The sequence below is a fragment of the Nocardia implantans genome, assembly GCF_035544775.1.
Lineage (GTDB): Bacteria > Actinomycetota > Actinomycetes > Mycobacteriales > Mycobacteriaceae > Nocardia > Nocardia implantans.
On sequence record NZ_JAYKYQ010000002.1, the window covers coordinates 728,688 to 750,177 of the forward strand.

Here is a 21,490-nt window from a genome sequence, read left to right on the forward strand (position 1 = left end):
ACTATCGTCCGCTCAGCCAGGTGTCGAAGAACTGCAATCGGGCCGAGGCTTCGAACTTCAGGTCCCGTGTGTTCCCGCTCGCTCCGATGGCCTGGGACAGCTCGACGGTCGGCAGCTGCAACCCGGCGTCGAGCACCTGTTCCTGCGCGGCGCGGATGAGCCCGTTGCGTGTCGCGGTGTCGACGGTGCTGACCTGCCCGTTCAGCACGTCGTCCAACGCGGGGATGGGACCGCGCGCGTTGAGATTGCGCCCGTCGAGACCGAAGGTGGTGCGCAGAATGTCGCCGTCGGCGCGGGTGGTGTTGCCGTAGAAGGCGTCGAAGTCCTTGCTGCCCTGCCGAGCGGTCGCCTCCGCCGTGGACACCAGATCCAGCTTCAGCTCGACGCCGACCTGCCGCAGCTGCTGCTGGACCAGTTCGAGGATCGCCTGGTTGCCCGCGAACACCTGGCTGAACAGCACCGAGAACGACAACCGCTCGCCGTTCTTCGCCCGGACGCCGTCCGCCCCTGGCAGCCATCCGGCCTGATCCAGGAGGGTGCGCGTCTTCGCCGGGTCGTAGGCCAGGCGCGCGGACAGGTCGGTGTAGCCGGGTGTGCTGCTGGCCAGCGTGCTGGTGGCGGGCTTGAACTGCGGGCCGAGCACGGTGTCGACCAATTGCTTGCGATCGATGGCGGGCAGCAGGGCGGTGCGCACCGCCGGATCGCGCAGCGGCCCCCGGGTGACGTTGAGCTGCAAGCCGAACGGCACACCCGGATTGGCGGTGCTGAGCACCCGTCCGCCCGCCGCCTCGATCTGCGCCGCGTCCTGCGGCAGCGCGTCGCTGATCGCGTCCAGCTGCCCGGAGGCGAGACTGCCGGTGCGGACACCGGATTCGGGCACCACGGTGAACTCGATCTTGTCCAGGTAAGCCTCGCCGCGATGGGCGAACACCGTCGAACCCCAGTGGTAGCCGGTTCGTTTGGCCAGGGTCACCGCGGCGTCCTGGCGGTAGGCCGCGTAGGTGAACGGCCCGCTGCCGACGTTGTCGCCGAGGCAGCGCTGCTCGGCGGGCTTGGCGGTGGTCACGTCGGCGAGGATGCCGAGCGCGGCGGTCGAGGACGCCTGCAGGAACGGCGCGTTGGGCTTGCTGAACTCGACCCGGGCGGTGAGCCGGTCCACGACCGTGGTGCCGACGTAGCCGGTGAGGTAGCTGCTGCCCAGCGGCGCCTTGCCCGAGCCGAGCTTCACGACCGAATCGAAGGTGTTGCGCACCGATTCCGCGGTGAGCGGCGTGCCGTCGCTGAAGGTGACGCCGTCGACGAGATGGAAGGTGAAGACCTTCGCGTCGGGGCTGGACTCCCAGCTGTGCGCCAGCCACGGCTTCAGCTCGCCGGTGGCCGGGTCCTGGTCGGTCAGCGAATCCACGATCTGCCGGGCGACATACAGCGTCTGATTGGTGCCTGCCTGGGCGGGATCCGAGCAGGTCGGCGCCTGCGACAGGCCGTAGCGCAGCGTGCCGCCCGGCTGGGGCGGGCCCGCGTCGCCGCCGGGCGCGGCCGAATCACTGCCGCAGGCGGCCACGGTGGTGGCCGTGGCGAGCGCGCCGGCCAGCGCGACGATTCGGTGACGGGTTCGGATCACGGGGCAACTCCAGATACTTCGGGACGGACGAGTTTCTCGCCGGGGTCGGGGTCGGTGTCGGCGGTCGCCGACGGCCTGCTGGGAACGCGGCGGCGCCATTCGGGCGCGACGCGCCATCGGCTCATCGCTTCTTCGGCAGGCCGGGCGGGTTGATCCGCGATTCGGTGACCGTCTCGCTCTGCAGGCCCCAACGGTCGATCACCTGCTGATAGGCGCCGTGCTCGATGGCGTAGGCCAGTGCGTGCTGCACGGCGGTGATCAGCCCGTTGTCCTTCTTGGTGAGCACCGCGATCTCGCCTTGCAGCGCCTCGCCCGCACCGGAGAAGGTGCCGACGATCCTGGTCTGTTTCGCGGTGGCCGCGTGGTAGATCGCCGTCGGGTTCGGTCCGAGGTAGCCGTCCAGCCGCTGCGAGGCCAGCGCCAGGTAGTAGTCGGTGACCTGCTGGAAGTAGGCGATGTCGATCGGCGCCAGTCCCTCGGCCCGGTTCTGCTCGTTCCACTTGACCAGCAGCTGTTCCTGGTTGGTGCCGCTGCCGACGCCGATCCGCTTGCCCGCCAGGCTCGTGCGGTCCTTGTAGTCGAGCTTGCTCTGGATCGGCACCTCCAGCGCGACGTTGTCCTTGCGGTAGGTCGCGAAGTCGTACTTCTCCTTGCGTTCCTCGGTGACGGTGACGTTGGAGATGAACGCGTCCACCTCGCCGGAGTCCACCCGCACGAAGTTCTGCGACCAATCGGCCACCCGCGCGTCGAGTTTCAGGCCGAGGATGTCGGCGATCAGCGAGGCGAAGTCGACTTCCGAGCCGACCACCGTCTTGTCGTCGGTGGCGTAGAACCGCAGCGGCGGCGCCGCGCCGGCCGCGCCGGTCACCACCAGCGTGCCGCGGTCGCGGATCGCCTTCGGCACCTCGGCGGCGATGGCGTCGACCTTGGCCACCCTGATCCGGCCGGATTGGGCGGGGGAGAGGTCGAAGGTGATCGAACCGGCGGGCTGCGCGGCGTTGTCCGCCTCGGGTTCGGTGCAGCCGGTGGCCAGCAGCGCGACCGTGGTGGCGGCGACGGTGACCAGGGCGGAGAACTTCATCGGAAACCTGTTCGTCAACGGACTCGGGAAAGGAACGCGCGGGTGCGCGGGTGTTCGGGATGGTCGAGGACGGCCGAGGGCGGGCCCTGCTCGACGATGACGCCCTCGTCGAGGAACACCACGGTGTCGGCGACCTCACGGGCGAAACCGATCTCGTGGGTGACGATCACCAGCGCGGTGCCGCCGTGCGCCAGATCGCGGATCACGTCGAGCACCTCGCCGACCAGTTCCGGGTCGAGCGCGGAGGTCGGCTCGTCGAACAGGATCACGCGCGGGCGCAGCGCCAGCGCGCGGGCGATCGCCACTCGCTGCTGCTGCCCGCCCGACAGCCTGCGCGGATACGCGTCGGCCAGGTGTCCGATGCCGACCCGGTCCAGCAGCAGGCGCGCCTCGCGCTCCACCTCGGTCCGGTCGCGCCGCTGCGCCGACAGCGGCGCCAGCGTGACGTTGTCGAGCACGGTCAGGTGCGGGAACAGATTGAACTGCTGGAAGACGAAGCCGATCCGGGAGCGCTGCTTGCGCACCGCGTGGTCGGGCAGGGCGTGCAGGCGATCGCGGCGCAGCCGGTATCCGATCAGCTCGCCGTCGATGTGCACGGTGCCCGCGTCCAGCGTCTCCAGATGGTTGACCACGCGCAGCAGGGTGGACTTGCCGGACCCGGACGGGCCGATCACGGCCACCACCTCGCCGGAGCGCACGGTGAGATCGATGCCGCGCAGCACCTCGTGCGAGCCGAAGGACTTCCGCAGGCCGCGGACCCGCACGGCGGGTGCGGCGCTCATCGGGTCGCTCCGCGCGGTGCGGCGGGACCGGCCTCGGCGACCTCGCGCAGCTTCCGCCACGCGCGTCGCAGCGGCGTCGGCGGCGGCGTGCGGTGCGCGCCCTTGGCGTAGTGGCGTTCGATGTAGTACTGCGCCACCGACAGCACGGTGGTGAGCACGATGTACCAGACGGTCGCGACCATCAGCAGCGGCACCACCCGGCCGTTGCGCCCGTAGATCACCTGGACCTGGTAGAACAGTTCGGCGATCGCCATGACCGACACGATCGAGGTGCCCTTGAACAGGCTGATCACCTCGTTGGTCGCGTTCGGCAGGATCGAGCGCATCGCCTGCGGCATGACCACCGTGCGGAACTGCCGCAGCCGCGGAATCCCGAGCGCCGCCGCGGCTTCCAGCTGACCCGCGTCCACCGCGATGAACCCGGCCCGGATGATCTCCGCCGAATAGGCCGCCTGATGCAGCGCCAAGCCGATAACGGCGGCGGTGAAACCGCTGATCACCCCGTTCACCTCGAAGGTGAACAGCGCGGGCCCGAACGGGATGCCGACCGAAAGGGTCTGGTACAGGTAGGCGATGTTGAACCAGAACAGCAACTGCACGATCAGCGGGATCGAGCGGAACGCCCAGATGTAGACCCACGAGAGCACCCGCAGCACCGGGTTGTTCGACAGCCGGGCGATCGCGAGGGCGGTGCCGAGCAGAAAGCCCAGCGCCGTGCCCCATGCGGTCAGCTCCAGGGTGACCCGCAGCGCCGACAGCACCGACTTCGCTGTGATGTACCGCGCGAACGTCGGCCAGTCCCAGCCGGGGTTGGTGGCCAGGCCGTGCACGAACTGGGCGAGCACGATCAGGGCGACGGTGCTGACCACCCAGCGCCACGGATGCCGGGTCTTCGCGACGGTAGGCGTCGCGGCGCTCGCGACAGGGGCGGGCGTGCGGGTCGGGTCCGGTTCGTTCGGCGCGGCGGCCTCGGGGGCGGCGTCCGGCGCGGTGGACGCGCTCATGACGGGTCCTCGATGATCACTTCGGTTCCTCCATCGGTCCCGGCGGAAGCACCCGCACCCGGTGACCGGGGGGTTGCTGCGACGTCGACGAGCCAGGTCTCTCGGTCGCTCTGGATGGTTGGCGCCGACCCCCTGTCAACGGGTGTCAGGGGCGAGCCGAATCATGATGCCCAGCAAGGGAAGCATGGAACAAGAGAAGTAATCACCGTGAGCGTAGACCTTGCCCACGCGCGTGCATCGGATCCTTGTAGTAACCAGGCGTGCGCTGCTCGATCGAGGGCGCGGTGCAGGACAGGCGCTGCGGGACGATGCCGGTCCGATGCAGCATACGGGTATCACCGAGGCTGGGGAACGCCGGTGTGCGACGCTGAGGTCCGTTCCGGGCAAACAGGACTCGCCACGAAATTGCTGTGTGGAATCCCGGCTGATGAATGCGTTTGCCGGAGTACTGTCCCCCTCGATCGTTCCGCCGATGAGGAGGTTTCGTGACCATATTGCGCCGTCTGACCCAGTTGTCCGCTGTCGCGACCAGTTCGATGGCCCTCGTGTTCTCCGGGCCCGCCGCCGCGTTCGCGGCTCCGGACGTAACGCTTCCCGCATCCGCCGAGGACTCCGTGCCGATCGCCGCTCCCGGTGACCTGTTCGGCGCGTATCAAGCCGCGCTCGACGCGCTGCGCGCGCTCGGCATCCAGCCGTTCGCCTACCCCAGCGCGTCGGCGTTCTGCCTCGACAACACCACGGCCGGGCTGGCGCCCGCCGTGGCAGGCGCCATCCCGGGGCCGTGGCCGAAGAACACCGTCCAGATTCCCGGCCAGGATCTCAGCGCCGTCAAGGCCGGGCAAGCCATGTTCACCTTCGTGCCCTACGGCCTCGGGCCGGACGGTCCGAATACCGGAGGCATGCAAGTGGCCTGGCTCAATCTGAACACCGGCCGCGGCGGCACGGCCGCCATGGGACCGTTGCCCGAGGTCGCCCGCTCGATGATCCCCGCGGCCGTTCCCGCCGACCTGCGACCAGCCGCCGAGCAGGCGATCCGCGACTTCCTCGTCGCGTCGCTCCCGATGGGCGGGGTGCGTGCCGTTCCGGTGGACACCGGCAAGGGAACCGTGCTCGCCGCGGTCTTCGGCTCGGTGCAGAACGGCGCCAAGTCCTGCGTCTTCCTGCCGACCGTCGGAATCACGCCGGTGCCGTGAGGTTGCGGCCGCGGCTCGGCGCGATCAGGGAAGCGAGCGACCTTTCCAGCGCGCCGTGCCGCGGCGACGGGCCCGGTGCGACCGCGCCCACAGCAGCAGATACGCCGCCACCGACACCGGGTGCGCGACGGCGGCCGGCAGGTCAGATGGCCGCAGCGGGCCGCCGGTCTCGGTCGAACGGGCCAGCAGCCGCCCGGCGACGGCGGCGAGCCAGCCGATCGATCCGGTCGTTCGGGTCGCTCCACGGCCGAACACCGCCATCGCGGGCGGCGCCCAATAGGCAAAGGCGGCAATCAGTCCCACCGCCGCACCGCCAGCGATCGTGCCGTCGTAGGCCGACCAGAGCCAGCGGGTGTAGCCCGCGTCCAATTCCGCGGCGCCGCGATACATCCTGGTGCGGGCCGACGCTCCCGCGGCCACCAGAACCGTCGAGTGACCGGCTCGCCGCAGCGCACGGGCGATATCGAGGTCCTCGGTGACGCTCCCGGCCACCGCCGCGTGACCGCCCACCGACCGGTAGGCGGCGTTGTCGAACACGAGGAACTGGCCGCAGGCCACCGCCGTGGCGGGCCGCAGGCTCCGGTCGGCCGCGGTGATCGGCAGCGTCGAGGCCCACGACCAGCACAGCAGGGGCTGCACCACGGCCTCCGCCGCCGAACCGGCGACTTGCAGGGGCCACGGCGAGACCAGCGCGGCGCCCCGACCGCGCAGCGCCCCGACCGCCGCCGCCAGCGCCGTCGGGGCCAGGCGCACGTCGGCGTCCAAGAAGATCAGCACCGGCGTCGACACTTCCTCGGCCAGCCGGACGCAGGCGGCTGCCTTTCCCGTCCAGCCGGGAACCGGATGGGACTCGCTGCGCAGCAGCGTGAAACGCGGATCGCCGTCGATGGCCGCGCGGGCGGCGGCGCCGGTGTCGTCGGTGGAAGCGTCGTCGAGAATGCGCACCGCCATGCGCGGCACGCCGATCTGGGCGCGCAGGTCGCCGATCAGCTCGGGTAGCCGGTCGGCCTCGTCACGCGCCGGGATACAGACGGTGACCGGTTCGATCACCGTCGTCGGGGTGGTCGTCAACCGCCGCACGGTGACCCGGTTGTACAGCGCGATGCCCGCGCCGAGCGCCGCCACCGCGGTGGCGCAGGAAGGCAGGATCCTCACCATGCGGGCCACGCTATCCCGGCGCACCGACCTGTCGCTCAGCGATTCTGCGTCACCGACCGCCACCAGCGGCTCAGGGAGAAGCCGACTTCCGGCGCGCCGGGCGCGGCGGGGTTGCGGTCCATGTACGCCATGGCGGCCACGATGGCGGCCACCGCGAGGGTGATGCCGCCTGCGATGCCGGCCCAGCCCGCGAACGAGCGGGTGTTCGGGTCGGCGTAGCTGACCTCGGCGCGCAGCGTGGAGACATCGCCGGGCGGCAGCTTCCAGGACACGACGTTGTCGCCTTCGCGGCTGCCGTTGGTCTTGGCGACGCGGGCCGGGAACGCGATGGTGAACTGCACGTCCGACCCGTGCGGCGGAACCGATTTCAGATCGACTCGCCCGGTCAGGCTGACCAGGTCGCCGGTGCGCTGGAACTGCAACTGGAACATGCCCTGGGTCTGCTCGGACAGCTGGCCGAGCTGCTGCACCTCGCCGAAGGACAGATCCTCGAAGAAGACCTGGCTGCCGGTGTACCCGTCCTGGGCGTACGGCTCCACCCGCACCTTGGCGGCCAGCGTCTCCGGCGCCTTCAGCTGCGGGCCCTTGTCCCCGGCGTCGGCGGGCACCACGGCGGCGACGATCCGTCCGGACACCCGGTCGTTGGACGAGACTCCCATCGACACCTGCACCCGCAGGCAGCCGGCGAGCAGCGGGACCAGCATCGCCGCGAGCAGGACGACCGAAGCGGCACGCACACCGCGGCGTGGGACCCGTCGCTGCGGGAGATCCGGGGAATCGAGCTTCGTGGTGACGGGACTCGGCTGCACGGGTGACATCGTGCCAGGCCATCCGCCCGGAATGAAACGCGCCAGTCGCAGCGCGCGTCGGCGCGCCGGGTCAGCGCCGCGCGCGAGCCAGCGCGACGAGCAGGGGAACGCCGAGCATCCCCATGCCGGCGAAACCGTATCCGGCCGACGGCGCGAGACCGAGGAACGCCGCGTGCGCCAGCGCCGACCCGAGCCAGGTCCACAGGAAGAAGGCCACCGGGACCGCGACCGCGCGGCCACCAGGCCGCATCCGTACCGGATCCGGCGCCGCTCGCTCCCAGACCGCCAGCAAGCAGCCCATCACCAGCGCGACGCCGAACCAGCCCAGGTAGTTGGTGACCGGAATCAGGTCCAGTCCGGGCAGCCCGGATCGGGTGTCGCACCAGGTCCACTGCCCGTCGGTCACCATCTGCGGATCCAGGAACAGATCCCAGCCCACCGCGCCCACCGCCGTCGCCGCGACTCGCACCGCCGTTCGCCGCGACAGCAACCCGGCCACCACCCACACCGGATACATCCCGCCGGTCCAGGCCAGCGGGACCAGCAGCGGCACCTCGAGCAGGGCCGGCCCGAGCCGGTCGGTCGCGTACTCGTAGCAGCCGAACGGTATGCCGGTCGCGGTGCCGATCACCTCGGCGGTGAGGCCGATGCCGGAGACGACCACCAGGAAACCGACGGCATAGCGCAACCCCCTTGTCGCGGTCGCGTGCGCCAGCGCGGCGGCGGCGGACAGCAGTACGACCGCGATGGTGACGCGGTCACGCGCGGCACCCGCCGTCAGCGGGTAACCGATCTGCGCGACGATCGTCATGGCGACCAGGGCGAGTGGCAGCAGCAAGCCGGCCGACCGAGCCGTTGGGTCTTCCCGCGTGGGCGCGGACCCGGTGGGCGCCACGCGCGGCGAGTAGCCCGAGTCAGTCATCGCCGCAGCCACCGCAGCAACCTCGGCCGGTTCAGGTCGCGCAGCGCGAGGGCGGCGGCCGTGCGCCCGCTGGCGCCGGAGACGCCGCCACCGGGATGGGTCGACGCGCCCGTCAGATACAACCCCGGCGCGCCGGGCACCCGCTGCCCCGCCAGCTCGGGCAGCGGACGCCACAGCATCATCTGGTCCAGCGACATCTCCACGTGCATCACGTTGCCGCCGATGAGCCCGAGTTCGCGCTCCAGGTCCACCGGCGTCTGCACGTGCGTGCGCAGCACGGTCGCCGCGAAGCCGGGCGCGTAGGAGTCGACTTCGGCGATGATCCGGTCGCCTTCCCGCTGCGCGAGGTCGGCCCAGTCCGCGCCGGAGGGCCGGTACGGGTGCCACTGCGCCCACAGCGACAACTGGTGCTCGCCGGGCGGCGCGATCGTCGGGTCGACGGCGCTGAAGCTCATCGCGAGCACGACCGGCCGCGGCGGAAGGTCACCCGCCAGCGCCGCTCCGTGGGCGCGCCGCAACTGCGCACGATCGGACACCAGGAACTGCAGGCCGCGGGAGGAGTGCTCGATCGGGCTGCCGGGGTAGCGGGGCAGCGCCGAGGTCGCGGCCCGCACCACCATCCCGATCCCGGGGCCCACGCGGATGCGCCCGCGCCAGTCGTCGAGCACCGCGCCGTCGAAGCCACCGGCGCGCAGCAGGTCCAGGGTGGTCAGCACGTGGCAACCGGCGATCACGATGCCGGCGCGCAACTCTCGGCCCGACGCGGTGCGCACCAGCCAGCGGTCTCCGTCACGACGCAGGGCGGACACCGCATCGCCCGCGCTGACCACCCCGCCGTCGGATCGCAGCCGTGCCACCAGCGCGGTGGTCAGCGCTCCGCTGCCGCCGACCGCGCGACCCGGCGGCAGCGTGTGCATGAGCGCGGCGAAGCCGGCCATCGGCGCCGTGCCCGGCTCCGACATCGGCGGCCCGGATTGCGCGCCGAACCAGGCCAGCGCCGCCTTCAGCCGTTCGTCCTCGAAGAACGAGTCCAGCAGGGCGTCGCCGGATTGCAGGAATTCCCGCGACAGCGCGCTGCCGCCGCTGTTCGCGTCCAGTCCCCAGAACGACCGCACCAGCCTGCCCGGCGTCGGCGCGCCGCCGAACGCCCGCATCACCCTGGCGCTGCGCGGACCCCACACCCGGACGAACCGGCGGTAGGCCTCCGCGTCCCGCCTGCCGCAGGCCGCCGCGATGGAGGCGCAGGTGGCATCCAGGTCGCGATGGAAGACGATGGCGGGGCGGCCGGTGTGCGCCGGGGTGAATCCCCATGGGTCGCAGTCGATGTACCGCAGGCCGAAACGGTCGAGTTCCAGGTCGTCGACGATGCCGGTGTGGCGGATCATGATGTGCGCCGACGAGCCGCGATCGACCCGGTGACCGGGGAACCGTTCGACCGTCGAGACCGCTCCGCCGAGGACGTCGTCCCGCTCGAGTACTTCGACCTCGTGCCCGGCGCGGGCGAGGTAGCAGGCGGCCACCAAGGCGTTGTGACCCGAGCCGACGACGACAGCCGTCACGTGATCCTCACAGCGGCAGCCGCCTGCCGAGAATCGCGAACGGCCGGTTGTCGCCCGCGAAGACGAAATTCCGGACCACGTCGGTGAATCCCTGCCTGCGATACAACCGCCAGGCCCGGTTGTCCTCCTCGGCCACCTCCGGCGTCGACAGCAGCACCGCGCGCTCGGTACGGTCGCGCAGCAGCCGTTCCAGCAGCGTGCCGCCGATGCCGCGGCCCTGCGCGGCCGGATGCACGTGCAGCTCGGTGAGCTCGAAGTAGTCCGAGAGCAACTCGCGCGCGGAATGTTCCGGCCAGCCCGAGCGCCGCATGCCGCTGTGCACCTGCTGGTGCCACCACTGGTGCGCGGCGCCGCGATAGCCGTAGGCGATCGCCACGATCGGCGCGCGCCGCAGATCGATCCGGCCGGAGTCGTCGGGCAGCACCGCGGCGACCGCCTGCCAGCCGGGCCGGGTGGTGTGCTCGGTCCACATCGGCGCGCGGTGGTTCTCGGTCCCGCGCGGGTAGTCCATGGCGGCCACGTAGACCGACAGCGCGTCGTGCAGCCGGGAGCGCAGCGCCGCTACCGAGAGATCGACGACGGCGGGTGCGGGAGTGTGATTGGGCTTGACGGCGGTCATGGCTCTCGTCGGTCGCGCGGACGCGGAAGTTTGTCGGTGGGCGTCTCTATATTGAAGCTCAATTCAAACGTTCGAATGCCTGTTCGGTCCGGGCGGTGCTGGAAAGCGGTGGGGCACGCCGCCTCCTGCGCCCTATGGGCCAAGGTACGCGAGGGTGGAGGGACGGCGATGTCTGGTCGAGTGGAACATCCGGGCGGGCCCGGCCGGGCCGGCAAGCTGCTGGAGCGCGCGGACGGGTTGCTCATGCAGGCGGCGGGGGAACGGGATCCGCGGGAGCGGTTCCGCACCGCCTACCTGGCGGCGCTGCGCGGGGCGGGCGCGGTGATCGCGCTCACGGGCGCCGATGCCGCGCCGAGGGCGCGCTCGCGCAACGCGTGGGTGCTGATGCAGCGCGCCGCGCCGGAATTCGTGATGTGGGCCGACTACTTCAGCGCCCGCTCGGAGATCCGCGCGGCGCTGGAGGCGGGGCTGGACCGGAATGTGGACGAACACGAGGCGGACGAGTTCTCTTCCCGGGTGGCGGCATTCCTCCACGACGTGGAAGACCTCCTCGCCACATCGGCCCGGCTGCGCCCGGCCCCTGGAGTCACCGGCGGTATGACGGCCTAGGCGTACCTCCGCCTTCGCTGCGGCCATGCGCGGGCAAAGGACGGACTGCGTCCGGCGGTGCTTGTTGTGCGTACCTCCGCTTTCGCTGCGGCCGTGCGCGGGCAAAGGACGGACTGCGTCCGGCGGTGCTTGTTGTGCGTACCTCCGCTTTCGCTGCGGCCGTGCGCGGGGAAAGGACGGACTGCGTCCGGCGGTGCTTGTTGTGCGTACCTCCGCCTTCGCTGCGGCCGTGCGCGGGTTGAGGACGGACTGCGTCCGGCTGTGCTTGTTGTGCGTACCTCCGCCTTCGCTGCGGCCGTGCGCGGGGAAAGGACGGACTGCGTCCGACTGTGTGCATAAGGTGGTCTGGCCCTGATCGAACTCGTATCATTGGTGACAGATGGCCGCCAAGGTCGGCTATCTGTCGTCTACCCGGAGGCGACAGCCACGTCCTAGTGCCGGGGGAGGTACCGTGCCACTCTCCGAGCACGAGCAGCGCATGCTCGAACAAATCGAGAGCGCTCTCTATGCTGAGGATCCCAAGTTCGCCTCGTCCGTCCGCGGCGGACGGCTACGTTCGACCTCGAGTCGTCGCAGACTCCAGGCCGCGGCGTTGTTCGTCCTCGGCCTCTTCCTCCTCGTCGCGGGCATCGCCGCGCCCGTGAAGCCCGGCGGCTTCCCGATCATCAGCCTGATCGGTTTCATCGTGATGTTCGGCGCGGGCGTGCTCCTGCTGCTCGGCACCTCCAAGAGCATCGCGAAGAACGATCGGCCCGGCGGGCAGGCATCCGCCGGCGGCGGGCGAGGTCGCCAGCGCAAGGCCGGCGGGTTCTCCGAGCGTATGGAGGATCGCTTCCGGCGGCGGTTCGAGCAGGAGTAGCTCGCCCGTAGCCTGACAACTTCAGCACGACCGGCGACGCCGCACCGCGATGGTGCGGCGTCGCCGGTTCGCGTGTGTGGCCGGTCACGTGTCGGATGATCTTCGGAGAGGTCTTCCCCCTTCCTCCACACCTCCCCACGAACTTCCCCCACTTCGCCCCCTCCGGTGCCGCACCAGCACGTTTGCTGGGTGTTTTCGGGCGTTTGTCACCTGGGTCGGCGCGTGTCGGCAGAACTCGCGAAAGTTCTCCACGCCGGTGATAGCTGACATGACCTGCGGAATCGTCTGAGTCGGGAGCCAGATCACCGCCTGTTTCGATTGAAAGTGGGGGAAAGTGGGGTAATGTGGAGCGCGCAGTACCGAAGGGCCGACCATCGAGGTGATCGACTAGGGAGGTATCGGGATGTTTCTCGGTACCTACACACCTCGCTTGGACGACAAGGGGCGACTCACGTTGCCTGCGAAGTTTCGAGACGATCTGGCGGGAGGGTTGATGGTCACGAAGGGGCAGGACCACAGCCTTGCCGTGTACCCGAAAGAGGAGTTCACCGCGCTCGCCCGGCGAGCCGCGGCCGCGTCTCGAACCAATCCGCAGGCCCGTGCGTTCGTCCGGGCACTCGCGGCCGGAACGGACGAGCAACGTCCGGACGCGCAGGGCCGGATCGTGTTGTCCGCCGACCATCGTCGCTACGCCAACCTGCAAAAGGATTGCGTGGTGATCGGTTCGGTCGACTTCCTGGAGATATGGGACAAGCAGGCGTGGGAGTCCTACCTCGCCGAGCACGAGGAGGACTTCTCGCAAGCCAGAGACGAGTCGCTGGGCGGAATCTTCTAGCCGCGGGCGCACGAGTGCCACGCGGTCTCTGCCCGGACGCGGACCCTGACGTACTTCCCCGACGCCAGGTGCCGAAGTTCGGTCAGAGACCACGGGGCATTCGTATCCGTATAGAAAGCACTGTGTATCAAGGCGACCCGTGTGCGGTGCGCGACGACGCGAGGCAGACTCCGGGAGGTCTAGGTGAACCGTGAACAGCGCGGTCCCCGCCATGTTCCGGTTCTGCTGGAGCGAGCCGACGCGCTGCTCGGACCGGCCCTTGCCGAGCCGGGCGCGGTCTACGTGGACGCGACACTCGGCCTCGGCGGTCACGCCGAGCACTTCCTGAGCGCCTACCCCGGCGTCCGTCTCGTCGGGCTCGACCGCGACACCACCGCCCTGAAGCTGGCCGGTGAGCGGCTCGCGCCGTTCGCGGATCGAATCACGTTGGTGCACACCCGCTATGACGGCATCGCCGACGCGCTGGCGGAGGCGGGGCTGCCCGCCACCGGTTCGGTGTCGGCGATCCTGATGGACCTGGGCGTCTCCTCCATGCAGTTGGACGAGGCCGACCGCGGCTTCGCCTATTCCGTCGACGCCCCGCTCGACATGCGGATGGACCCCACCACCGGACCCACCGCCGCCGACGTGCTCAACACCTACAGCCACGGCGACCTCACCAGGGTGCTGCGGACCTATGGCGAGGAACGTTTCGCGAGCCGGATCGCCGCCGAGGTGATCCGCCGTCGCCAGAGCAAACCGTTCCGCACCAGCGCCGAGCTGGTGGAGCTGCTGTACGCGACGATTCCCGCGGCCACGCGCCGCACCGGAGGGCACCCGGCCAAGCGCACGTTCCAAGCGCTGCGGGTGGAGGTCAACGGAGAACTCGACTCCCTGCGGGCCGCGCTGCCCGCCGCGCTCGCCGCGCTGCGTGTGGGCGGCCGCATCGTCGTCATGTCCTACCAATCGCTGGAGGACAAGGTGGTCAAGCACGAGCTCACCGCCCACACCGCGTCCAGGACGCCGGTGGACCTGCCGGTCGAGCTCCCCGGTATGGGACCGGAGTTCCGGATGCTGACCCGTGGCGCGGAGAAAGCGACCGAGCAGGAGATCGAAGACAACCCGCGGGCGGCTCCGGTGCGGATGCGCGCCGCCGAGCGGATCCAGGAGGCGCGGTGAGCGAGCAGTGCCCGCGGCGCGCCGACCGGGTGCGGATGTCCCGCAGCGGTGGCGGAGGCCGGATGAGACAGCGCAGCGCTGTGCCCGCCCGGCGTCCCCGGAGGACGGAGGAGGGGAATTCATGAGCGTGCGGACGAGGACCGTCGAAGCGCCGGGCCGGGTCGCCCGGCGGGTCCAGGACGCCGAGCGGGTGAAGTCGGGCGCGGCGCAGCGCGCCTACGCGCGGCGGCGCATGCGCGAAAGCGGTTCGGACAGCGCGATTCTGCCCGCCGTGCGGCGCTCGGCGATGGCGGCGCGCATTCCGTTCGTCACGGCGATCATCGCCCTGCTCGGGTGCGGTCTCGCGCTGACCTTGCTGTTGACCACCAGGGCCGCCGAGGACAGCTATCAGCTCGGCGACGCGCGAGCGACGAACCGGCGGCTGGCCGACGAGCGCGCCGCCCTGCAGCGTGAGGTCGAGGTCGCCGATTCGGCGCCCGAGCTGGCCCTGCGGGCGCGGGAGCTGGGCATGATCCCCGCCAAGGACCCGGCTCGCCTGCTGGTCGGCCCGGACGGCTCGGTCACGGTGATCGGCAAGCCGGTCCCGGCGGAGGGCACCCCGGTGCCGCCGCTGAACGCCTCGCCGTCCGCGCGGTCGCCGCGCGGGGAGCGGGTGGTGCCGGTCACCACCACGCCCGGTGCTCCGGTGCCGGGTCAGCCGAACCCTGGATCGCAGAACAACGCGCCTGTCAACGCGGCGAGCCCGGCTCCGGCCTCGGCGAGCAATCCGCCGCAGCCGGGACCGTCGGCCGCGCCGCAGGCCGCCGTGCCGCAGCCGCAGGCGGAAGCGGCGCCGCGGCAGGAAGCCGCGCAGGCGCCGGAGGCGGCGCCCGACGGAGTGCCGCAGTGACCCATCCCGGGCCCGCGCCGCGCCGGCGGCGCGGGTCGTCGGCGCCCCGCGCGGCGGGCGGCCCGCGGCCACCCCGTTCCGCTGTCCCGGACGGTCCGCTTCGGTTACGCCTCGGCGTCGGGCGGGTGGTCATGTTCGTCGCGCTCGCCGTCGTCGCGCTGCAACTGCTGTGGGTGCAGAGCATCGCGGCGCCGGGACTGTCGGCACAGGCGGCCAGCCAGCGCACCACCCATCAGCCCGATCCGGCCACTCGCGGGCCGATCACCGACCGCTACGGCAAGGCGCTGGCCTTCACCGTGTCGGCGAAGAAACTGCACTTCCGGCCGGTCGCCGTCCGCAAGGAACTGGCCGACGCCAAGGCCGAGAACGACAAGGCGCCCGATCCGGACCAGCGGCTGCGCGACATCGCGCGCACCATCCACGAGAAGCTCGGCAAGGACGCGCCCGCGGAAGCGGACCTGCTCGCCAAGTTGAACAGTGACGAGCAATTCGTGTTCCTGGCCCAGAACGTGGATCCCCGCGTCGCGGACGAGATCACCGAGAAGTACCCGCAAGTGGGCAGCGATCAGCAGTTCCCCCGGGTGTATCCCGGCGGGTCGCTGGCGGCGAATGTCGTCGGCGCCGTCGGCTGGGACGGCCACGGGCAGATCGGGCTGGAGTCGTCGCTGGACTCGGTGCTGGCCGGTACCGACGGATCGCACACCTACGACCGCGGCTCCGACGGCGCGGTCATCCCCGGCAGCTGGCGTGACGAGCAGCCGGCCGTCAACGGATCGACGGTGGAACTCACCCTGGATTCCGATCTGCAGTACTACGTGCAGCAGCAGGTGCAGCAGGCCAAAGACGTCTCCGGCGCGGGTTCGGCCTCCGCCGTCGTCCTGGACGCCAAGACCGGGCAGGTCCTGGCGATGGCCAACGACAACACCTTCAATCCCGACCTGGGACCGCAGAAATGGGCCAATGCCCAGCTGAGCAATCCTTCGGTCACGGACGTGTTCGAGCCCGGCTCGGTGAACAAGATCGTCACGGCGGCCGCGGCCATCGAGTACGGCCTGACCGATCCGGACGAGGTGCACCAGGTGCCCGGCGCCATCCAGATGGCGGGTGTCACGGTGCACGACGCGTGGTCGCACGGCGTCGAGCCCTACACGACCACCGGGATTTTCGGCAGGTCATCCAATGTGGGCACGCTGATGCTCGCGCAGCGCGTGGGCGAGGACCGCTTCGCCGACATGGCCCACCGGTTCGGGCTCGGGCAGCGCACGGGCATCGGCCTGCCGGGCGAGAGCGCGGGCCTGATGCCGGACCGCGATCAGTGGTCCGGCGGCACCTTCGCCAATCTCCCCATCGGTCAGGGCCTTTCGATGACGACGCTGCAGATGGCCGGGATGTACCAGGCCATCGCGAACGACGGCGTCCGCATCCCGCCACGGATCGTCCGGGCGAAGATCGCGCCGGACGGCACCCGCACCGAGGAGACCCAGCCCGACGGCGTGCGGGTGGTGAGCAAGCAGACCGCCGCCACCTTGCGGACGATGTTCCAAGCGGTCGTGCAGCGTGACCCGATGAACGCCAATCAGAACGGCACCGGATGGCCGGCGGCCATCACGGGTTACCAGGTGGCGGGCAAGACCGGCACCGCGCAGAAGGTCGATCGCAATTGCCGGTGCTATTCCACGTCGTCGTTCTGGATCACGTTCGCGGGCATGGTGCCCGCGGAGAACCCGCGGTACGTGATCGGGCTCATGCTCGACGCGCCCGTCCGCAGTTCGGATGGCTCCGGTGGCGGTTCGGTCGCTCCGCTGTTCCACAACATCGCGTCCTGGGCGCTGCAGCGCGACCGCATCCCGCCCTCCGCGCAGCCGTCCCGGCAATTCGTCTTGCAGGCAGGGTGATCGGACCGCTGCGCGGGCGTGCGAGCGGTAGCGGCGAGAACGGATGTATGCGGAGGAAACAGCAGGTGAGTGCGGTGTTCGAGGGCCGGAGGCGCGGGGCGGCCCTCGGTACGCGCCGCGTCGGGGGCCGATGGCGTCCGTGTGCCGCGTGGCGCGGTCCGGGCCGGGCGAGCGAACCCGTAGGGTGCGGTGGGCGACTTCCCCGGCTTTGCGACGGGGCGCATGGTCCCGCCGTGACCGGTCGCCGGTAACCTGACACGTCGATCGCCGCCCCCGAAAGGAGCCTGGTTTCTGTGCAGTCCGGTCAACCACGCGCATTGCGGCCAGAGCATTCGCCGTCGACGCCGCTGGCGTCGCTGGCCGCCGCCATCGGGGCCGTGACGAGCCCCGAATCGGCTGTGCGTGACGTGTCGGTCACCGGCATCGAGCAGCGCTCGGACGCCGTGCTGCCCGGTGACCTGTTCGCCGCGCTGCCCGGCGCCCGCGCGCACGGAGCGCGTTTCGCGCGCGACGCCGTAGCCCGCGGCGCGGTGGCGGTGCTGACCGACGCGGCGGGCGCGGAGCTGGCCGGTCCGCTCGAGGTGCCCGTGCTGGTGCGTCAGAACCCTAGAGCGGTGCTCGGCGAGCTGTCGGCCACGATCTACGGCAATCCCTCCGAGCGGCTGCGCATCGTCGGGATCACCGGCACCTCGGGCAAGACCACGACCTCCTACCTGGTCGAGGCGGGACTGGCCGCCGCGGGGCTGTCCACCGCCCTGATCGGCACCATCGAGACCAGGATCGGCGGCAGGCGGGTGCCGAGCGCGCTGACCACGCCGGAGGCGCCGCAGTTGCACGCGATGTTCGCGCTGATGGTCGAGCAGGGCGTGGACGCGGTGGTGATGGAGGTGTCCAGCCACGCGCTGACGCTGGGCCGGGTGGACGGCGTGCGGTTCGCGGTGGGCGCGTTCACCAACTTGTCCCAGGACCACCTGGACTTCCACGCCGACTTCGAGGACTACTTCGCCGCCAAACGCAAACTGTTCGAACCCGATTCGCCGGTCGCGGCGCGCACCAGCGTGGTCTGCGTCGACGACGAGTGGGGGCGGCGGCTGGCCGCGGGCCTGCCGGACCCGGTCACCGTGTCGACCACCCGGACCGCCGCCTGGAGCGTCGCGGGCGCGGTGTCGGCGCACGGCGGCGAACAAGACTTCACCGCGGCGGGTCCGCGGGGCGAGATCCCCGTGCGCCTGCGGCTTCCCGGCCACTACAACGTCGCCAACGGCCTGCTCGCGGTGGCGGTGTGCGCCGCGGCGGGCGTCGAGCCTTCGGTGGCGGCCCCGGCGCTGGCGACCGTGGACGTGCCCGGCCGCATGCAGCGGGTGGAGCGCGGACAGGACTTCCTGGCGATCGTCGACTACGCGCACAAGCCCGCTGCGCTGGAGTCCGTGATCGCCACGCTGCGAGGACATCTCGCGGCGGACACCGCGGGACGGCTCGCGGTGGTGGTCGGCGCCGGTGGCGACCGGGACGCGGCGAAGCGGCCGCTGATGGGCGCGGTGGGCGCACGAGGCGCCGACCTGCTGATCATCACCGACGACAACCCGCGCACCGAAGATCCGGCGGCCATCCGCGCCGCCGTGCGCTCCGGTGCGCTCCAGGTCGCGGAGGCCGAACGCGGTGAGGTGCGGGAGATCGGCGACCGCGCCGAAGCCATCGCCGCCGCGGTGGCCTGGGCGCGCCCCGGCGACGTGGTGCTGATCGCGGGCAAGGGACATGAGGCAGGGCAGGAGATCCAGGGCGTGAAGCACCCCTTCGACGACCGCGACGTACTCGCGGCCGCATTGGAAAGACGCAGTCCGCAAGGTAACCACGCGGAGGACTTGACGGTTTCATGATCGAGATGACACTGCGGGAGATCGCGGACGTCGTCGGCGGCACGCTGCACGACGTCGCAGACCCGGAGGTGCGAGTGACCGGCGCGGTGGAATTCGATTCGCGCCGAATCGGTTCCGGCGATCTGTTCCTGGCGCTGCCGGGCGAGCGCTCCGACGGCCACGACTACGCCGGCGCGGCGATCGCGGCCGGCGCGGTGGCGGTGCTGGCCGCGCGGCCGGTCGGCGTACCTGCCATCGTGGTCACGCCAGGCCGCGGCGCCGTGCCGTCGACTTCGGTCGCGCTCAGCCATGACGCGGACGGTTCCGGCGCCGCCGTGCTGGCCGCGCTCGCCGCGCTCGCCCGCGCCAGCGTGTCGCGTCTCGTCGCCGCGGGCGGGCTCACCGTCGTCGGCGTCACCGGCTCGTCCGGCAAGACCTCCACCAAGGACCTGCTGGCGGCCGTCCTCGCGCCGCTGGGCACCGTGGTGGCGCCGCCGGGGTCGTTCAACAACGAACTCGGCCACCCGTGGACGGCGTTGCGCGCCGACGCGAGCACCCGTTTCCTGGTGCTGGAGATGTCCGCGCGCGGGCCGGGCCATATCGCGGCGCTGGCCGAGGTGGCGCCGCCTGGCATCGGCGTCGTGCTCAACGTCGGCACCGCGCATCTCGGCGAGTTCGGCAGCCGCGAGGCCATCGCCAAGACCAAGGGCGAGCTGGTGGAGGCGCTGCCTTCCACCGGACTGGCCGTGCTCAACGCCGACGATCCCCAGGTCGCCGCCATGGCCGCGCGCACGGCGGCGCGGGTGGTGACGGTCGGGCAGGCCGCGACCGCGGACGTGCGTGCCACCGACATCAGGCTCGACGACCAGGCCAGGGCCGAGTTCACCGTGCACACCCCCGCGGGCAGCGCCCAGGTGCGTCTGGCCGTGCACGGCGAGCACCACGTGGGCAACGCGCTGTCGGCGATCGCGGTCGCGCTGGAATGCGGCGCCGACCTCGACACCGTCGTGGTCGCGCTGTCCGGCGCGCGCGCCGCCTCCGCCCGCCGGATGGACGTGCGCACCACCGCGGACGGGATCACCGTCGTCAACGACTCCTACAACGCCAATCCGGACTCGGTCCGCGCCGCGCTCAAAGCGCTGGTGAGCATGGCGCGCGCGGCCGAGACGCCGCGACGCAGCTGGGCGGTGCTCGGCGAGATGGGCGAGCTCGGCGAGGAATCCGTCATCGAGCACGACGCCATCGGCCGGCTCGCGGTGCGGCTGGACGTCAGCCGGGTGGTCGTGGTCGGCACGGGCCGACCCGCCCGCGCGCTGCACCAGGGCGCGGTGATGGAGGGGTCGTGGGGCGAGGAATCGGTGATCGTGCCGGACATCGCGTCGGCGATCGCGCTGCTGGAGCAGGAAGTGGCCCCCGGTGACGTGGTGCTGGTCAAGGCATCGAAGTCGGTCGGCCTGTGGGAGGTCGCCGAGCATCTGACCGACCCGAGCGCCGTGGCCGCACGCGGCGGCGCGGTGAGCAACGGGGTGGGACAGGACACGGAGGCAGCAGGATGAGACAGATTCTCTTCGCCGCGGCGATCGCGCTGACGGTCTCGATCCTGCTCACCCCGCTGCTGATCCGGTTGTTCGCCAAGCAGGGCTTCGGGCAGGAGATCCGGGTCGACGGTCCCGCCAGCCACCAGGCCAAGCGCGGCACCCCGACGATGGGCGGCGTCGCCATCCTGGTCGGCATGTGGGCCGGATACCTGGGCTCGCACCTGATCGGCATCGGGTACGACGCCGACGGGCCGTCGGCATCGGCGTTGCTCGTGCTCGGCCTGGCCACGGCGCTGGGCGCGGTGGGTTTCGTCGACGACTTCATCAAGATCCGCAAGCAGCGCAACCTCGGCCTGACCGCTGCGGGCAAGTATCTCGGCCAGCTGTCGTCGGCCGTGATCTTCGGCATCCTCGCCTTGCAGTTCCGCGGCGGCAGCGGGCTGACGCCCGCCAGCAGGCACCTGTCCTACGTGCGCGACATCAGCACCGTGACCATGGGCGTGGTCGTGTTCCTGGTGTTCGTCTGCTTCGTTGTCGTCGCCTGGTCCAACGCGGTGAACCTCACCGACGGACTCGACGGGCTGGCCGCCGGATCGATGAGCCTGGTGCTCGGCGGCTACGTGATCATCACGTTCTGGCAGTACTACCACGCCTGCGAGACCAAGCCGGAGACCGGTTGCTACAACGTGCGCGACCCGCTGGATCTCGCGCTGGTCTGCGCGGCGGGCGCGGCGGCCTGCGTCGGGTTCCTCTGGTGGAACGCCGCACCGGCCAAGATCTTCATGGGCGACACCGGCTCGCTCGCGCTGGGCGGCCTGCTGGCGGGCCTGTCCATCACCACCCGCACCGAACTGCTCATGATCGTCATCGGCGCGCTGTTCGTCGCCGAGACGGCCTCGGTGGTGCTGCAGGTCGCGGTCTTCCGCACCACGCGCAACCGGTTGTTCAAGATGGCGCCGTTCCACCATCACTTCGAGCTCAGCAAGTGGGCCGAGACCACGGTGATCATCAGATTCTGGCTGCTGGCCGCGATGGCCTCCGCCGTCGGGCTCGGGCTGTTCTACAGCGAATACCTCTCCGCGGTCGGGTGAGCGAGATGGTCG

The 21,490-nt window shown here is 71.0% G+C and carries 19 protein-coding genes and 1 riboswitch; of the genes, 10 read left to right on the forward strand and 9 right to left on the reverse strand.

The window, feature by feature from the left end:
* Window position 1 precedes the first annotated feature (1 nt).
* The 4 genes from U3653_RS07595 to U3653_RS07610 all read right to left on the reverse strand — a co-directional run bounded on the left by U3653_RS07595 (window position 2) and on the right by U3653_RS07610 (window position 4,488).
* The gene (locus tag U3653_RS07595) at window positions 2–1,621 is read right to left on the reverse strand and encodes an ABC transporter substrate-binding protein (protein ID WP_323124694.1); all 1,620 of its coding nucleotides are present in this window, start codon (window positions 1,619–1,621) and stop codon (window positions 2–4) included.
* 121 nt (window positions 1,622–1,742) lie between these two features.
* Window positions 1,743–2,702: an ABC transporter substrate-binding protein gene (locus tag U3653_RS07600; RefSeq protein WP_195077851.1), complete on the reverse strand. Its 960-nt coding sequence runs from the start codon at window positions 2,700–2,702 to the stop codon at window positions 1,743–1,745.
* A 14-nt stretch (window positions 2,703–2,716) separates the two neighbouring features.
* Window positions 2,717–3,484 (reverse strand): amino acid ABC transporter ATP-binding protein, encoded by a 768-nt coding sequence (locus U3653_RS07605; RefSeq protein ID WP_195077852.1) that lies wholly within the window; start codon window positions 3,482–3,484, stop codon window positions 2,717–2,719.
* Window positions 3,481–4,488 (reverse strand): amino acid ABC transporter permease, encoded by a 1,008-nt coding sequence (locus U3653_RS07610; RefSeq protein ID WP_195077853.1) that lies wholly within the window; start codon window positions 4,486–4,488, stop codon window positions 3,481–3,483. Before U3653_RS07610 ends, U3653_RS07605 begins: the two co-directional genes overlap by 4 nt.
* A 27-nt stretch (window positions 4,489–4,515) precedes the next feature.
* Window positions 4,516–4,609: riboswitch (SAM riboswitch) on the reverse strand.
* Between the two features lie 364 nt (window positions 4,610–4,973).
* Here U3653_RS07610 and U3653_RS07615 point away from each other — a divergent pair.
* Entirely contained in the window at window positions 4,974–5,681 is a 708-nt protein-coding gene (locus tag U3653_RS07615; protein WP_195077854.1) for a hypothetical protein, read from the forward strand.
* A gap of 24 nt (window positions 5,682–5,705) precedes the next feature.
* On the opposite strand, the gene U3653_RS07620 is transcribed toward U3653_RS07615, so the two are convergent.
* From U3653_RS07620 to U3653_RS07640, 5 genes are all read right to left on the reverse strand, one after another.
* On the reverse strand, window positions 5,706–6,839 hold the full coding sequence (locus U3653_RS07620) for a glycosyltransferase family 2 protein (protein WP_195077855.1): 1,134 nt from the start codon (window positions 6,837–6,839) through the stop codon (window positions 5,706–5,708).
* 35 nt (window positions 6,840–6,874) lie between these two features.
* On the reverse strand, window positions 6,875–7,657 hold the full coding sequence (locus U3653_RS07625; protein WP_397070100.1) for an LppM family (lipo)protein: 783 nt from the start codon (window positions 7,655–7,657) through the stop codon (window positions 6,875–6,877).
* A 61-nt stretch (window positions 7,658–7,718) separates the two neighbouring features.
* On the reverse strand, window positions 7,719–8,459 hold the full coding sequence (locus tag U3653_RS07630) for a carotenoid biosynthesis protein (RefSeq protein ID WP_323124703.1): 741 nt from the start codon (window positions 8,457–8,459) through the stop codon (window positions 7,719–7,721).
* 107 nt (window positions 8,460–8,566) lie between these two features.
* The gene (locus U3653_RS07635) at window positions 8,567–10,129 is read right to left on the reverse strand and encodes a phytoene desaturase family protein (RefSeq protein ID WP_195077858.1); all 1,563 of its coding nucleotides are present in this window, start codon (window positions 10,127–10,129) and stop codon (window positions 8,567–8,569) included.
* Between the two features lie 7 nt (window positions 10,130–10,136).
* A complete protein-coding gene (locus tag U3653_RS07640; protein WP_195077859.1) occupies window positions 10,137–10,748 on the reverse strand; it encodes a GNAT family N-acetyltransferase in 612 nt (203 codons plus the stop codon).
* Between the two features lie 168 nt (window positions 10,749–10,916).
* Between U3653_RS07640 and U3653_RS07645 the strand changes: the two genes are divergently transcribed.
* From U3653_RS07645 to mraY, 9 genes are all read left to right on the forward strand, one after another.
* Window positions 10,917–11,357, forward strand: coding sequence for an SAV_6107 family HEPN domain-containing protein (locus U3653_RS07645; protein WP_067800524.1), 441 nt, complete (start codon window positions 10,917–10,919; stop codon window positions 11,355–11,357).
* A gap of 451 nt (window positions 11,358–11,808) precedes the next feature.
* Window positions 11,809–12,216: an SCO2097 family morphological protein gene (locus U3653_RS07650; protein WP_195077860.1), complete on the forward strand. Its 408-nt coding sequence runs from the start codon at window positions 11,809–11,811 to the stop codon at window positions 12,214–12,216.
* Window positions 12,217–12,619: 403 nt separating this feature from the next.
* Window positions 12,620–13,051 carry a division/cell wall cluster transcriptional repressor MraZ gene (mraZ, locus tag U3653_RS07655; RefSeq protein WP_195077861.1) on the forward strand — a complete coding sequence of 144 codons (432 nt, stop codon included), beginning with the start codon at window positions 12,620–12,622 and terminating at the stop codon, window positions 13,049–13,051.
* A 183-nt stretch (window positions 13,052–13,234) separates the two neighbouring features.
* Complete coding sequence (gene rsmH, locus U3653_RS07660; RefSeq protein WP_195077862.1) at window positions 13,235–14,209, forward strand: 16S rRNA (cytosine(1402)-N(4))-methyltransferase RsmH; 975 nt, start codon at window positions 13,235–13,237, stop codon at window positions 14,207–14,209.
* A 121-nt stretch (window positions 14,210–14,330) separates the two neighbouring features.
* On the forward strand, window positions 14,331–15,098 hold the full coding sequence (gene ftsL, locus U3653_RS07665; RefSeq protein ID WP_323124695.1) for a cell division protein FtsL: 768 nt from the start codon (window positions 14,331–14,333) through the stop codon (window positions 15,096–15,098).
* Window positions 15,099–15,229: 131 nt separating this feature from the next.
* The gene (locus U3653_RS07670; protein WP_195077863.1) at window positions 15,230–16,993 is read left to right on the forward strand and encodes a peptidoglycan D,D-transpeptidase FtsI family protein; all 1,764 of its coding nucleotides are present in this window, start codon (window positions 15,230–15,232) and stop codon (window positions 16,991–16,993) included.
* A gap of 293 nt (window positions 16,994–17,286) precedes the next feature.
* Window positions 17,287–18,870: a UDP-N-acetylmuramoyl-L-alanyl-D-glutamate--2,6-diaminopimelate ligase gene (locus U3653_RS07675; RefSeq protein ID WP_195077864.1), complete on the forward strand. Its 1,584-nt coding sequence runs from the start codon at window positions 17,287–17,289 to the stop codon at window positions 18,868–18,870.
* Entirely contained in the window at window positions 18,867–20,405 is a 1,539-nt protein-coding gene (locus U3653_RS07680; RefSeq protein ID WP_195077865.1) for a UDP-N-acetylmuramoyl-tripeptide--D-alanyl-D-alanine ligase, read from the forward strand. The genes U3653_RS07675 and U3653_RS07680 overlap by 4 nt, the downstream gene beginning before the upstream one ends.
* A complete protein-coding gene (gene mraY, locus U3653_RS07685) occupies window positions 20,402–21,478 on the forward strand; it encodes a phospho-N-acetylmuramoyl-pentapeptide-transferase (protein ID WP_039797126.1) in 1,077 nt (358 codons plus the stop codon). Before U3653_RS07680 ends, mraY begins: the two co-directional genes overlap by 4 nt.
* Window positions 21,479–21,490: the final 12 nt, after the last annotated feature.

Excerpts from the sequence above, each read along its gene's own strand:
- U3653_RS07670 (WP_195077863.1), top strand. The coding sequence starts at position 15,230 with ATGTTCGTCGCGCTCGCCGTCGTCGCGCTGCAACTGCTGTGGGTGCAG.
- U3653_RS07630 (WP_323124703.1), bottom strand. The coding sequence starts at position 8,459 with ATGACGATCGTCGCGCAGATCGGTTACCCGCTGACGGCGGGTGCCGCG.
- U3653_RS07605 (WP_195077852.1), bottom strand. The coding sequence starts at position 3,484 with ATGAGCGCCGCACCCGCCGTGCGGGTCCGCGGCCTGCGGAAGTCCTTC.
- U3653_RS07640 (WP_195077859.1), bottom strand. The coding sequence starts at position 10,748 with ATGACCGCCGTCAAGCCCAATCACACTCCCGCACCCGCCGTCGTCGAT.
- mraY (WP_039797126.1), top strand. The coding sequence starts at position 20,402 with ATGAGACAGATTCTCTTCGCCGCGGCGATCGCGCTGACGGTCTCGATC.
- U3653_RS07645 (WP_067800524.1), top strand. The coding sequence starts at position 10,917 with ATGTCTGGTCGAGTGGAACATCCGGGCGGGCCCGGCCGGGCCGGCAAG.
- U3653_RS07620 (WP_195077855.1), bottom strand. The coding sequence starts at position 6,839 with ATGGTGAGGATCCTGCCTTCCTGCGCCACCGCGGTGGCGGCGCTCGGC.
- ftsL (WP_323124695.1), top strand. The coding sequence starts at position 14,331 with ATGAGCGTGCGGACGAGGACCGTCGAAGCGCCGGGCCGGGTCGCCCGG.
- U3653_RS07625 (WP_397070100.1), bottom strand. The coding sequence starts at position 7,657 with ATGTCACCCGTGCAGCCGAGTCCCGTCACCACGAAGCTCGATTCCCCG.
- mraZ (WP_195077861.1), top strand. The coding sequence starts at position 12,620 with ATGTTTCTCGGTACCTACACACCTCGCTTGGACGACAAGGGGCGACTC.
- U3653_RS07610 (WP_195077853.1), bottom strand. The coding sequence starts at position 4,488 with ATGAGCGCGTCCACCGCGCCGGACGCCGCCCCCGAGGCCGCCGCGCCG.
- U3653_RS07680 (WP_195077865.1), top strand. The coding sequence starts at position 18,867 with ATGATCGAGATGACACTGCGGGAGATCGCGGACGTCGTCGGCGGCACG.
- U3653_RS07600 (WP_195077851.1), bottom strand. The coding sequence starts at position 2,702 with ATGAAGTTCTCCGCCCTGGTCACCGTCGCCGCCACCACGGTCGCGCTG.